The sequence below is a fragment of the Mycoavidus sp. B2-EB genome (assembly GCF_014218255.1).
In the GTDB taxonomy this organism is placed as follows: Bacteria; Pseudomonadota; Gammaproteobacteria; order Burkholderiales; family Burkholderiaceae; genus Mycoavidus.
Window position 1 is genome coordinate 373120 of the sequence record NZ_AP021872.1, and the last position, 12717, is coordinate 385836.

General features: G+C 49.6%; 11 protein-coding genes. 7 read left to right on the top strand and 4 right to left on the bottom strand.

All coding sequences use genetic code 11. The features are described 5' to 3' along the window. Positions 1–108 precede the first annotated feature (108 nt). Positions 109–1077 carry a hypothetical protein gene (locus tag MPB2EB_RS01690; RefSeq protein WP_185182155.1) on the bottom strand — a complete coding sequence of 323 codons (969 nt, stop codon included), beginning with the start codon at positions 1075–1077 and terminating at the stop codon, positions 109–111. A gap of 384 nt (positions 1078–1461) precedes the next feature. On the opposite strand from MPB2EB_RS01690, the gene MPB2EB_RS01695 reads away from it, so the two are divergent. Both MPB2EB_RS01695 and MPB2EB_RS01700 read left to right on the top strand, forming a co-directional pair. Beyond that, the gene (locus MPB2EB_RS01695) at positions 1462–3882 is read left to right on the top strand and encodes a 3-hydroxyacyl-CoA dehydrogenase/enoyl-CoA hydratase family protein (RefSeq protein ID WP_185182156.1); all 2421 of its coding nucleotides are present in this window, start codon (positions 1462–1464) and stop codon (positions 3880–3882) included. A 14-nt stretch (positions 3883–3896) separates the two neighbouring features. Beyond that, positions 3897–5096, top strand: coding sequence for an acetyl-CoA C-acyltransferase (locus MPB2EB_RS01700; RefSeq protein ID WP_185182157.1), 1200 nt, complete (start codon positions 3897–3899; stop codon positions 5094–5096). Positions 5097–5134: 38 nt separating this feature from the next. Here the strand turns inward: MPB2EB_RS01700 and MPB2EB_RS01705 are convergent, their stop codons facing one another. Continuing rightward, the gene (locus MPB2EB_RS01705) at positions 5135–5533 is read right to left on the bottom strand and encodes an acyl-CoA thioesterase (RefSeq protein WP_185182158.1); all 399 of its coding nucleotides are present in this window, start codon (positions 5531–5533) and stop codon (positions 5135–5137) included. Between the two features lie 186 nt (positions 5534–5719). Here MPB2EB_RS01705 and MPB2EB_RS01710 point away from each other — a divergent pair, with 186 nt between their 5' ends. From MPB2EB_RS01710 to MPB2EB_RS01730, 5 genes are all read left to right on the top strand, one after another. Continuing rightward, on the top strand, positions 5720–7003 hold the full coding sequence (locus tag MPB2EB_RS01710; RefSeq protein ID WP_185182159.1) for a Glu/Leu/Phe/Val dehydrogenase: 1284 nt from the start codon (positions 5720–5722) through the stop codon (positions 7001–7003). Between the two features lie 73 nt (positions 7004–7076). Continuing rightward, positions 7077–7982: a glutamate/aspartate ABC transporter substrate-binding protein gene (locus MPB2EB_RS01715; RefSeq protein ID WP_185182160.1), complete on the top strand. Its 906-nt coding sequence runs from the start codon at positions 7077–7079 to the stop codon at positions 7980–7982. Positions 7983–8158: 176 nt separating this feature from the next. Beyond that, on the top strand, positions 8159–8899 hold the full coding sequence (locus MPB2EB_RS01720; RefSeq protein WP_185182161.1) for an amino acid ABC transporter permease: 741 nt from the start codon (positions 8159–8161) through the stop codon (positions 8897–8899). Next, on the top strand, positions 8899–9576 hold the full coding sequence (gene gltK, locus MPB2EB_RS01725; protein WP_185182162.1) for a glutamate/aspartate ABC transporter permease GltK: 678 nt from the start codon (positions 8899–8901) through the stop codon (positions 9574–9576). Before MPB2EB_RS01720 ends, gltK begins: the two co-directional genes overlap by 1 nt. Then, positions 9573–10298: an amino acid ABC transporter ATP-binding protein gene (locus tag MPB2EB_RS01730; RefSeq protein WP_185182163.1), complete on the top strand. Its 726-nt coding sequence runs from the start codon at positions 9573–9575 to the stop codon at positions 10296–10298. Before gltK ends, MPB2EB_RS01730 begins: the two co-directional genes overlap by 4 nt. A 132-nt stretch (positions 10299–10430) precedes the next feature. Here MPB2EB_RS01730 and MPB2EB_RS01735 read toward each other — a convergent pair whose 3' ends face one another. Both MPB2EB_RS01735 and MPB2EB_RS01740 read right to left on the bottom strand, forming a co-directional pair. After that, positions 10431–11618: an acetylornithine transaminase gene (locus tag MPB2EB_RS01735; protein ID WP_185182164.1), complete on the bottom strand. Its 1188-nt coding sequence runs from the start codon at positions 11616–11618 to the stop codon at positions 10431–10433. A gap of 24 nt (positions 11619–11642) precedes the next feature. Beyond that, positions 11643–12677 carry a CDP-6-deoxy-delta-3,4-glucoseen reductase gene (locus MPB2EB_RS01740; RefSeq protein ID WP_185182165.1) on the bottom strand — a complete coding sequence of 345 codons (1035 nt, stop codon included), beginning with the start codon at positions 12675–12677 and terminating at the stop codon, positions 11643–11645. Positions 12678–12717 lie beyond the last annotated feature (40 nt).

Consider the following 12717-nt stretch of genomic DNA (forward strand, 5'->3'; position numbering starts at 1 on the left):
GTACCACTGATACATCCGATAGGCTTTACAACCCTATCGGAGTATTCTGGTATTTGCAGCGGACGGATGGCGAGTCGCGGGTAGTACGCTTTATTTCGCGTAATAGCCTCAAAAGACCTCATCAGGTGTTTTAGCCATAAAGATGCGTTCGCCCCATTGACGCAAAGTATCTACATCCGCTTCATCCAATTTCTGCAGATAAGGTTCAGCTAAGTTTTTAAACTTACACTTTAGCTGGGCTAGCAACAAATTACTCAACATCTGCCGGCCTTTTTCAATCCCTTCTTTAAGTCCTTCTTTAAGCCCTTGCTCCATACCGATACGTTCAGCACTCGTAATATATTCCACTTCCGACTCCTTCTCGAATTGTTTAATTGAACTATTATAGATAATTTCAAACTCTTTGGGTAATGTTAAGATCGCATCAATAAACCGATAAAGGTTGAGTATGCGCTCTCGCGCTAAGCCTTCTTGGTAAAGAAAGCGCGTTAACTTATATTTATGCTGGTAACGCGCATTAGGGTCAGTACGCGTTTGCAACGCAGCAAGATGCGCGGCTACCATCATGCCAAAAGGGTTCGCTTGCGCTAACAAAGCGTCTTCTTGACCGCGATAATCGAGTAGCTTGTTTGTCAGAAACTGAAAGCGGTTTACTGGATAGCCGCACGCTTGGATCGAAAAATCCTGCGGATGCCATCCGGTGCGATCATCGGCCAAGATCACAAGCGTCAATGCCCATTGACCATAACGTTCATGCAAACGGTAAAAGTACTCAAACAATCTTTGCGCAAAGCCTGCTTCATAATTGCCTTGCACTTCAACGTGCAGCAACAGGTAACACTCCACGCCATTTTTTAAACGCACTTTGATCAGTTTATCGACCAGCCGTTTGCCGATTTGGCTTTTTGCGGTGAAGCGTTGTAATTCTTTATCCAGCATTTCATAGTTCTCTTCCCAGGCAATTTTCTGTGCCAGTTCTCGATAGAAAAACTGCATAAATTCTGGGAAATACGCATTCAGCGCATTTTTCCACGCAGCATCTGCGTGAAAGGGTGGGTTAGCGAGTCGGGCCGTCATGAGATTTCCAGTGACAAATAAAAAATCACTGTACACAATGCGCGCTTGCTTGAATATCTGTCAAAAGTTATAGCGTGATGCCAAGCATGCATAAAGGTGCATAAGCAGAGGTGCCGTGGGTAGCCGGTGAGCGTCCTACCATCGATTTAGGTTAAAGCCTCGAATGCTAAAAGCTGCGAATGCGCGAGTGAAGCGTTAAAATCTAGCCTTTTCAAGGCGCCCAAGACGCCAGTAATGTGTAGTGGGTCATTTGTTTGACGGGTGCAGCATAGGCTAGTGTGAAAAAGAAAGGACTCAAGGTTGAGTTAAACTGGCCGGCGAAGCCATTTTTTGACAGATGAATAAAGAGTTACAAAAACTATATAACCCTTCCGGAGGAAAAACGTGAGTCATTTAAGCATTCGAAAAGTTGCTGTGCTTGGCGCAGGCGTAATGGGTGCCCAAATTGCCGCCCACTTAATCAATGCAAAAGTACCGGTAATGCTTTTTGACTTACCTGCTCAATCAGGGCCTAAAAATGCGATTGCCCTAAAGGCGCTCGAGCATTTGCGCAAGCTGAATCCAGCCCCGCTTGGGGTGAGCGATGCTGCTGCTTATATTGAAGCAGCTAACTACGAGGATGATCTTGATCGGCTCAGCGAATGTGACTTAGTCATCGAAGCGATTGCTGAACGCATTGATTGGAAGCATGATTTATACAAGAAAATCGCGCCTGCAATTCGTTCTGATGTCATTTTTGCTTCTAATACTTCGGGGCTATCCATTAACGCGCTCGCTGAAACATTAGACGCTGATTTGAAACTCCGGTTTTGTGGCGTGCATTTTTTTAATCCACCTCGTTATATGCATTTGGTCGAGCTTATCCCAGCTCAGTATACGCGCGCTGAGATTCTCGATGGATTGGAGAGTTTCCTCACCAGTACTTTAGGTAAGGGGGTTGTGCGGGCAAAAGATACGCCCAATTTTATCGCCAATCGAGTCGGTGTTTTTTCTGTGTTAGCTACGATCAAAGAGGCGGAAAAATTCGAGTTAGGTTTTGATCTGGTTGATGATCTGACCGGCCGCCGGCTTGGGCGCGCCAAGTCAGCAACTTTTCGCACCGCCGATGTAGTGGGTCTTGATACGCTGACGCATGTGATTAGAACGATGCGCGACAATCTGCAGGATGACCCATTCTTCCCAATTTATAACGAACCCCCAGTGCTGAGTGCATTGCTTGCACAAGGTGCGCTTGGACAAAAGAGCGGGGCTGGATTTTATAAAAAAGAGGGTAAAACAATTAAAGTGCTGGACGCTCAGCGCGGTGCCTATATTGAAAGTGGCGCACGGGCGGATGCTTTGGTTGAGCGTATCTTAAAGCGCCCTCCTGCCGAGCGTTTTAAACTGTTGCGTGAATCCACGCATCCTCAAGCTCGCTTTCTGTGGGCGATTTTCCGCGACGTGTTTCATTATAGCGCGCTGCATTTAGAGCACATTGCGGATAACGCACGTGAACTGGATTTTGCCGTACGTTGGGGTTTTGGTTGGAGTGAGGGGCCGTTTGAGATCTGGCAGGCGGCTGGTTGGCGCCAATTAGCGGAGTGGGTGCAGGCGGATATTGACGCAGGAGAAGCATTATCGAAAGCATCATTGCCAGCTTGGGTATTCGATGGGCCAGTGGTTGAACAGGGTGGGGTGCATACGGCAGCCGGTTCATGGTCGCCCAAGACGGGCACTTTTGTGCCCCGTAGCGCACTTGCGACATATGACAAACAGATCTTTCGCGCGTCCTTAATTGGAGAGGGTAGAGCGGATCCGCACACGGATGGCAAAACGCTAAGTGAAAATGAAGCGGTGCGCATCTGGGTTGATGCGCGCACTGGCCAAGACGATATTGCGATTATTTCATTTAAAACTAAGCTGAATACGATCAGCCCGGCGGTGTTAGATGGTTTAGTGCAAGCCATCGAACTCGCTGAACAAAACCATCGTGGCCTGGTGGTTTGGCAGCCTTCCTCGCTGCAAGCGGGGCCATTCTCGGCCGGGGCAAATTTAGAGGGTGTCATGCCCGTATTGATGGCTGGAGGCGCAAAAAAGGTTGCGCCTTTCGTGGCTCAATTCCAGCAAACTATGCAACGTGTGAAATATGCGGCTGTGCCGGTCGTGCCAGCGGTGGCAGGCATTGCGCTGGGAGGAGGGTGTGAACTCGCTATGCACGGCGCAAAGCGGGTCGCGCATCTTGAGAGCTATATGGGTTTAGTTGAAGCAGGGGTTGGTTTGTTGCCGGCCGGAGGGGGCTTAAAAGAAACCGCATTGCGCGCTGCTGCGACTGCACAGCGCTTGGGCCAGAGACATTTAGTTGAATTCCTGGCTAAACCCTTTGAAAGAATTGCGATGGCAAAGGCCTCCAGCTCAGCACATGAAGCGATTGAGTTTGGCTATCTGTTGCCGTCAGATACGATTGTATTTAATATGCACGAACTGCTGGCGACAGCGCTTAGCGAGGCGCGTGGTTTGGCGGCGATTGGCTGGCGCGCGCCTTTGCCGTCCCGCGCTATTGCCGTGGCGGGGCGTGCTGGAATTGCCACAATTAAAGCGCAATTGGTCAATCTGCGAGAGGGTGGTTTTATTTCAGCGCATGATTTTTTAATTGGCAGCCGGATTGCTGAAATACTCTGTGGCGGAGCGGTTGAAATGGGGAGCCTGGTTGATGAAGCGTGGTTGCTTAAACTTGAGCGCACCGCCTTTGTCGAATTACTTGATATGAAAAAAACCCAAGAACGGATTATAGGCATGTTGCAAACGGGTAAACCTGTGCGTAATTAATGGAGCGAAAAAAGATGAGCAAACAAGTGCAAGACGCCTATATCGTTGCCGCTAACCGCACGCCAATTGGCAAAGCACCACGCGGGGCATTTAAAAATACGCGGCCAGAAGAATTATTGATACACGCCATTCAAGCGACGCTGGCGCGCGTGCCTGAACTTGATCCGCAGGCCATTGAAGATGGGGTGATTGGCTGTGCGTTTCCAGAGGCGGAGCAAGGACTCAATATTGCGCGCGTGAGCGCATTGTTGGCTGGGTTGCCGGTCACGGTCGGCGGCGTAACCGTGAACCGTTACTGCGCTTCTGGTGTGACGGCTTTGGCTATGGCTGCAGATCGCATTCGTGTGGGCGAGGCGGATGTCATGCTGGCTGGCGGTGTGGAATCAATGAGTATGGTGCCGATGATGGGCAATACGCCATCCGTTTCTCCGCATATCTTTGAACGAGATGAACATCTTGGTCTTGCTTACGGCATGGGGTTAACCGCAGAAAAAGTTGCGCAACGCTGGTCAATAAAGCGAGAAGCGCAGGATCTTTTTTCCTTTGAATCTCATCAAAAAGCGCTGAAAGCGCAAGCTACAGGCGAATTTAATAATGAAATTGCGCCGTTTGACGTGATCACACGTTTGCCCGACCTTAAGCGAGGCCAGCTTGATTTAAGCCAGCAACTCACAGCGCAGGATGAGGGGCCTCGTGCTGACACCTCGCTGGTGGCGTTAACCAAGCTCAAACCGGTATTTGCACAGGGTGGTTCGGTGACGGCTGGCAATAGCTCGCAAATGTCTGATGGCGCAGCGGCGCTGCTTGTGGTTTCGGAAAAAGCGCTGAAGCGATTCAATCTCACCCCACTGGCGCGGTTTGTCAGTTTTGCGGTGCGCGGAGTGCCGCCCGAGATTATGGGGATTGGCCCGAAAGAGGCGATTCCTGCCGCTTTAAAAGCTGCCGGGCTGAAGCAAGACCAGCTCGATTGGATTGAGTTGAACGAGGCTTTCGCTGCGCAATCGTTGGCGGTGATCGAGGAGCTTAAACTTGATCCTAAAAAAGTGAACCCACTGGGCGGCGCGATTGCCCTGGGCCACCCACTTGGCGCAACGGGCGCCATTCGCGCGGCTACAGTGGTGCATGCGTTGCGCCGCCATGCATTGAAATACGGTATGGTCACCATGTGCATAGGCGCAGGCATGGGAGCCGCGGGTATCATTGAGCGGGTTTAACGGATTACGCAAATGGCTCGACTTATTCTGTGATGCGCTCAATCTTCTGCTGGCAATGCGCGGGGGCGACGATCGTTGTCTGTGGCTACATAGGTCAACGTTGCCTCCGCTACTTTGGAAATCTGCTCGGTAAAATTGAGCCGCTGTGCGTACACTTCAACCGAGACGGTAACCGAGGTGTTGCCAATTTTGGCGATGTCTGCATAAAAGCTAAGCAAATCGCCAACAAACACCGGTTGCTTAAAGACCAAGGCGTTAACGGCCACCGTCACGACTCGGCCATGCGCCCGACGGGTGGCTGGAATAGAACCGGCGATATCCACTTGCGCCATAATCCAGCCGCCGAATACGTCGCCATGCATATTTGCGTTGGAGGGTTGAGGCACTGCGCGTAAAGCCAGAGTCTTGTTATGTGGGAGATGAGAGAGTGAATGCATAGTTATTTCCGTTGTTATTTACACTAATGTTTCAGTTTTCGGGCTTAGTTTTCGCGTACTTCGGAAAAATAGCCAACCATTCTGAGACAATATTGAAACTTTGAGCATAAATCGCAGTTAAAGCGTAAGGTTTATAACTGTTTTTTTAACCATAGCGCAACTTTTTTCCGGGGATTGAGGGAATTTATGTCGCAACATCATGTAATACCGTCGTACCTTCGGCCAGATGAACTGGGTCCGTGGGGTACTTATCTACAACAAATTGACCGCGTGATGCCTTATCTAGGCTCGTTATCGCGTTGGATCGAAACCCTCAAACGGCCCAAGCGCGCGTTAATTGTTGATGTACCGATTGAGCTGGATAATGGCACGGTCGCTCACTTTGAAGGATATCGAGTACAGCACAATACTTCGCGTGGTCCTGGCAAAGGTGGTTTACGTTACCATCAAGATGTGACGTTATCGGAAGTGATGGCGCTGTCGGCTTGGATGTCGATCAAAAATGCCGCTGTGAATGTACCTTATGGTGGTGCCAAAGGAGGCATCCGCGTTGATCCACGCAAGCTGTCGCGCGGGGAATTAGAACGCATGACGCGTCGTTACACCAGTGAAATCAATTTTATCATTGGCCCTAACACAGATATCCCAGCGCCCGATGTCAACACTAACGAACAGGTGATGGCATGGATGATGGATACGTATTCGATGAATCAGGGGCGTACAGCAACCGGCGTGGTCACTGGCAAACCCATTGCGCTAGGCGGCAGTCTTGGGCGTAAGGAGGCCACCGCCCGCGGCGCATTTGTTGTTGCCTGCGAAGGTGCGCGCCAAATCGGTTTGGAGATTGCTGGAGCGCGCATTGCAATCCAAGGTTTTGGCAACGTGGGTGGGATTGCAGGCCGCCTTTTTGCTGAAGCGGGCGCAAAGATCATCGCGGTACAAGATCATACCGGCACTCTTTATCGGCCGGCTGGCATTGACACGCTAAAATTGCTTGAGCATGTCGCTCAAACCGGAGGGATTGTCGGTTTCACCGGCGCTGAGCCGCTGGCGAATGATGAGTTTTGGGGACTTGAATCAGATATCTTGATTCCGGCTGCGCTAGAGGGGCAAATCACTGAAAAAAATGCACCGCAGATCCGCACTAAAATTGTTGTCGAAGGGGCGAATGGCCCAACTACGCCATTGGCCGACGATATTTTGAATGATCATGGCATTCTCGTGATTCCGGATGTGATCGCCAATGCAGGTGGTGTGACTGTTTCATACTTCGAATGGGTGCAGGATTTTTCCAGCTTCTTCTGGAGCGAAGACGAAATTAACCACCGTCTTGAGCGAGTTATGCGCGAAGCATTCGCATCTGTATGGCAAGTTGCGCTTGAACATAAGGTCTCTGTGCGCACAGCCGCGTATATTGTTGCATGTACACGAATTTTAATGGCAAGGGAGATGCGCGGATTGTATCCATAATATTTGTTGGCTATAAGTTAATAAATTAACCAATTAAGATATATAATTCATTCTTTAACGAGGAGAACTTCCAATGAAACTAAAAAAAATCGTGGCGGCATTGATGGCAGTGGGTACGCTAACCTGCTCTTATGCACAGGCGCAGAGTACTAGTACGACCAGCACTCTGCAAAAAATTAAGGAGACAGGCACAGTTTCATTGGGGCATAGGGAGTCGTCCATTCCTTTTTCTTATTATGCCGAGAACCAGCAGGTCGTAGGCTATTCGCACGAATACGCGATGCAGATTGTTAAGGCCATTGAGAACGAGCTGAATAAACCTCGTCTAGATGTGAAGCTCATGCCCATCACATCTCAAAATCGGATTCCATTGATTCAAAATGGCACGATTGATCTTGAATGCGGTTCTACCACAAACAATCTTGAGCGGCAGCAGCAAGTTGCATTTTCCAACACGATTTTTGTTGTAAGTACCCGGCTGCTCACGCGTGTTGATTCAGGCATCAAGGATTTTGCTGATCTGAAGGGCAAGACAGTAGCGACCACGGCGGGGACTACCTCTGAGCGTATTTTGCGCGCAATGAACCAAGAAAAGAAGCTCGGCATGAATATCATTAGCGCAAAAGATCATAGCGAGGCGTTCCTAATGTTAGAAACAGGCCGTTCAGTAGCGTTTATGATGGATGATGCGTTACTTGCCGGAGAGCGTGCTAAAGCCAAAGATCCTAGCAAATTTGTCATTGTGGGTACGCCGCAATCAGAAGAAGCCTATGGTTGTATGCTGCGCAAAAATGACCCGGCATTCAAAAAATTGGTTGACGACACCATTGCAAAACTTCAAACCTCAGGCGAAGCCAGTAAGATTTATCAAAAATGGTTTCAGAAGCCTATTCCTCCTCGCAATTTAAATTTGAACTTCCCGCAAAGCGAAGAGCTCAAAGCATTGTTCAAGAGTCCGAATGATCAGGCAAAAGGTTAAGCCCGTTTATTCTTGTAGGGGCTGGCAACCATAACTGCCCTACCCGTTATAAGATTTACCAGCAATGGTAGCGCTGCGTTCGAGAGGGCCTCGGACGCAGCTGGGAAAGTGATGCCTGATATTAGAACAGGAATAGAACTGTGCTTAAAGCACTGTTTTAATAGCAATTTAGGGTTATGAGTTATCAATGGAATTGGGACATTTTGCTAAGCGCGGTGTCTACCGGCGAGCCAACGACGTACCTGGGTTGGTTCATTGATGGCCTGACGGCCACTGTTACGCTCTCATTAGCGGCTTGGATCATCGCGCTTATCGCCGGTTCCTTATTTGGCATATTGCGCACGTTACCGAATAAATGGTTGTCCAGTCTCGGTGCGGTTTACGTCGCGGTGTTTCGCAATATCCCGTTGATTGTGCAATTTTTTATCTGGTACTTTGTGCTTCCTGAGCTCGTATCTCCGTCGTTGGGTGATTGGTTCAAAGGATTGCCGCCACTGATTCAGTTTTTTTCGTCAGCCGTGGTTTGCCTAGGCTTATTTACTGGCGCACGGGTTTGCGAACAAGTGAGAACGGGTATTCTTGCGTTGCCGCCTGGCCAAAAAAATGCTGCACTCGCGCTTGGGTTTACGTTGCCGCAAACTTACCGTTACGTTTTACTGCCCAATGCGTATCGCATTATCGTGCCGCCTTTAACCTCTGAGTTCTTGAATATTTTTAAGAACTCGGCAGTCGCTTCCACCATTGGTTTACTTGAGCTTTCCGCCCAAGCACGCCAACTCAGCGACTATACAGCGCATACCTACGAGTCTTTTATTATAGTCACCGCCTCTTATGCGTTGATTAATCTGGCAGTGATGCTTTTCATGCGCTGGGTTGAGCGAACCTCCCGGTTACCCGGTCAAATCGGAGGGAAATAATGTATCAGTTTAATTGGAGTGGCATTTCATCTTCTCTGCCAACCTTAGCGCAGGGTATGCTGATCACCGTGCAAATTACGGTTGCTGCGGTCATTGTTGGCATTATTTGGGGAACCATGCTTGCGTTATTGAGGCTTTCGCCGATCAAGCCGCTGGCCTGGTTTGCGAAGTGCTATGTGACGATTTTTCGTTCGATTCCGCTGGTCATGGTGCTTTTGTGGTTCTTCCTATTGGTGCCGCAGTTGCTCAAATCTTTGCTTGATCTGCCGCCTGATGTCGACATCCGTTTCGTTTCAGCAATCATCGCATTTTCTTTGTTTGAAGCCGCTTACTATTCGGAAATTATTCGCGCGGGGATTCAAAGTGTGCCGCGTGGGCAGGTTTATGCCGCTAATGCACTGGGTATGACGTATATGCAATCGATGCGTTTAGTGGTTTTGCCGCAAGCTTTCCGCGCCATGGTGCCGTTACTGTTAACTCAGGGCATTGTGCTGTTTCAGGATACGGCCTTAGTCTATGTGATTGGCTTGGCGGACTTCTTTCGCACCGCGACCAATATTGGCGAACGCGACGGGCAGCTAGTTGAAATGGTGCTTTTTGCTGGGGCATGCTACTTTGTTATTTGCTTGTTTGCCTCCAATCTCGTCAGACGTTTTCAAAAAAGGTATTCAAGATGATTTCTCTTAAAGGCGTTTCTAAATGGTATGGTCCGTTTCAGGTCCTGGCTGATTGTAGTACTGAAGTGAACAAAGGCGAAGTCGTGGTGGTATGTGGGCCATCGGGTTCAGGTAAATCGACGTTGATTAAAACCGTCAATGGACTTGAGGCATTCCAGCAAGGCGAAATCTTACTGGATGGCCAGTCAGTCGGAGCTAAAGGCACTGATTTGTCTAAACTGCGGGCTAAAGTCGGTATGGTGTTTCAGCATTTTGAGCTCTTTCCTCATTTGTCGATCACCGAGAACCTAACCTTGGCGCAAGTTAAAGTGCTCGGTCGTAGTGAAGCAGAGGCGAGAGCAAAAGGCATGAAGTTGCTACAACGCGTTGGCTTGCGGGCCCATGCAGATAAATATCCGGGGCAATTATCCGGTGGTCAGCAGCAGCGCGTAGCGATTGCTCGTGCGCTGTCAATGGACCCGATCGCGATGTTATTTGATGAACCTACTTCCGCACTGGATCCAGAGATGATTAATGAGGTGCTGGATGTGATGGTCGAGCTTGCGCGTGAAGGAATGACCATGATGTGTGTGACGCACGAAATGGGGTTCGCGAAGAAGGTTGCGCATCGCGTGATCTTTATGGATAAGGGCGCAATTATTGAAGATGTGCCTAAAGATGAATTTTTTGAAAATCCGAAGTCAGAGCGCGCGAAAGAGTTTTTGGCAAAGATTTTGCATTGAGCTGGGGTCTGTGGGTGGTATAAATGCGGGCTTAATTCGCTAAGGCGTAAAAAGACCGCATCTATCATCGTTGCATTGGCCTTCTATGTTTAAAGCTGAATAGATCGGGAAATGACACTCAATCGTCAGGTCTCAAACAAGCTTATCCAGTACCTTACGTAGCATCGCCAACATCAAGTCAATTTCGTCTTCGCTGACATTGAGCGCTGGCATAAAGCGTATCAGGTTAGGCCGCGCTGCATTGAGCAACAAACCTTCTGGACTCAATTCACGTGCTTTTTCAACGATTTCATGGCCGATCTCTTTATTTAACAACAAAGCGCGTAATAGACCTGAGCCACGTTCGCCGGCTAGGCCATAGTGATTAGAAACTTTGAGTAAAGCCTCACTGAAATAAGTGGCGCGTTCACGCACGCTAGCCAGAAACTCCGCTTTAGAGATATGTTCCAAAACCGCGATGCCTACGGCACACATCAGCGGGTTACCATTATACGTGCCGCCTTGTTCGCCAGGTTCAAAGCAGGCGACTTCATCACGTGCGAGCAACGCGGCAAGCGGCACGCCACCGCCAATGCCTTTGCCTAATGTCATAATATCGGGCTCAATCTCGGACCCTTGATAGGCAAACAATTGGCCGGTGCGGGCACAGCCAGTCTGTACCTCATCCACGATCAAAAGCAGATTGTGTTTGTGTGTGAGCGCACGCAATTGCTGCATAAATTCTCGCGTGGCGCAGAGTACGCCCGCTTCGCCTTGTACGGGCTCTAGCATCACCGCGACAGTTTTGCTATGAATACAACGTTCAACCGATGCAATATCATTGAGCTCCGCCTTGGGAAAGCCCGGTACTTGAGGCGCGTACATCGTATCCCAGCCCGCTTTGCCACTGGCGGACATGGTAGCGAGCGTGCGCCCATGAAAGCTATGATTCAGGGTAATAATTTCATGCGCGCCATTTTTGAATTGACGGCCCCATTTGCGAGCGAGTTTGATAGCGCCTTCATTCGCCTCTGCGCCACTATTTGCAAAAAATACTTTCTGGAAGCAACTAAAGCGTGTCAGTAGGCTGGCAAGCTCAGCCATGGGGGCGTTATAAAATGCGGGGCCTGGGTTGATTAAGCGCTGGGCTTGCGTCGTCAGCGCGTTAATCATGGTTGCATGGCAATGGCCTAAGCAGTTAACCGCCCAACCCTGGATAAAATCAAGATAACGCTTATTTTCGCTATCATATAACCAAGCGCCTTGGCCGCGCGTAAAGACAAGTTCAGGCCGCTTAGCGATGGTCATCAGCGCTGAGATTGGGTAGTCATTAAAATGCATTTTCAAATTCCGTCGAAGACTGAGTTACGTGAGCGAATTGGCTAAATCTACTTCACTGGTAAACGCATCGGCATAAAAATTCTCGCGCGGTAAATTATGGTGCGCGGTGAAGTCACGCAAAGCGGCCTCGACCATGACGGGCGCGCCGCACGCATAGACTTCGTGGGCAGATAAATCAGGCAGATCTGCCACTACGACTTGATGTACAAAGCCAGTGCGCCCTTGCCAATTATCTTCCGGCGCGGGTTCGGACAGCACGGGCACAAAAGAAAAATTCGGTAACGCATGAGCCCACTGCTGCGCCAGTTCCGCCATATAGAGATCTTTGCTGCGGCGCGCCCCCCAATACAGTGAAATAGGGCGCTCAATCTGCTTAAATATCATATGCTCGACGATGGCTTTGAGCGGCGCAAAGCCCGTACCTGAGGCCAACAATACGATGGGACGTGTGCTCTCTTCACGCAAAAAGAAAGTCCCTAGCGGTCCTTCAAAGCGTAGCATATCGCGCTCTTTCATGGCGCTAAAAACATGATCGGTAAATACACCACCTGGCATATGGCGAATATGCAATTCAAGCGGTCCATCATGATGCGGGGGGGTCGCGATTGAGTAGCTGCGGCGCTTACCATCTTTTAAAATAAACTCAATATACTGGCCAGCAAAATACTGTAGTTTCTGCTGCGCCGGTAATTGCAAGTGCATGACCATTACATCCTCTGCTACGCGCTCAAGCGCATGGATGCGGCAGGGGAGTTTTCTAGCCGGCATATCGGTGGCGCCCGCCACCTCGCGTACTTTAAGCTCAAGGTCGGACTTGGGCGTAGCACCGCAAAAAAGCGCCATTCCCTGTAATTTCTCATCATTAGACAACGCCGAAGCTGAATGTGCTGCTTGTTCGATTGCACCAGACAGCACGGCGCCTTTACACGAACCACAAGCGCCATTTTTACAGCCATACGGCAAGCCAATGCCTTGCCGTAGAGCTGCGGCGAGCACAGATTCATTGGGCTCTACCTGAAATTGCCGGCCGCTGGGCCGAAGAGTAATATTGAATGTCATAAAAAAAACCGAATACGGCCAAGGCCACTAAAACCCGAAG

Excerpts from the sequence above, each read along its gene's own strand:
- MPB2EB_RS01690 (WP_185182155.1), bottom strand. The coding sequence starts at position 1,077 with ATGACGGCCCGACTCGCTAACCCACCCTTTCACGCAGATGCTGCGTGG.
- MPB2EB_RS01700 (WP_185182157.1), top strand. The coding sequence starts at position 3,897 with ATGAGCAAACAAGTGCAAGACGCCTATATCGTTGCCGCTAACCGCACG.
- MPB2EB_RS01705 (WP_185182158.1), bottom strand. The coding sequence starts at position 5,533 with ATGCATTCACTCTCTCATCTCCCACATAACAAGACTCTGGCTTTACGC.
- MPB2EB_RS01710 (WP_185182159.1), top strand. The coding sequence starts at position 5,720 with ATGTCGCAACATCATGTAATACCGTCGTACCTTCGGCCAGATGAACTG.
- MPB2EB_RS01715 (WP_185182160.1), top strand. The coding sequence starts at position 7,077 with ATGAAACTAAAAAAAATCGTGGCGGCATTGATGGCAGTGGGTACGCTA.
- MPB2EB_RS01720 (WP_185182161.1), top strand. The coding sequence starts at position 8,159 with ATGAGTTATCAATGGAATTGGGACATTTTGCTAAGCGCGGTGTCTACC.
- gltK (WP_185182162.1), top strand. The coding sequence starts at position 8,899 with ATGTATCAGTTTAATTGGAGTGGCATTTCATCTTCTCTGCCAACCTTA.
- MPB2EB_RS01730 (WP_185182163.1), top strand. The coding sequence starts at position 9,573 with ATGATTTCTCTTAAAGGCGTTTCTAAATGGTATGGTCCGTTTCAGGTC.
- MPB2EB_RS01735 (WP_185182164.1), bottom strand. The coding sequence starts at position 11,618 with ATGCATTTTAATGACTACCCAATCTCAGCGCTGATGACCATCGCTAAG.
- MPB2EB_RS01740 (WP_185182165.1), bottom strand. The coding sequence starts at position 12,677 with ATGACATTCAATATTACTCTTCGGCCCAGCGGCCGGCAATTTCAGGTA.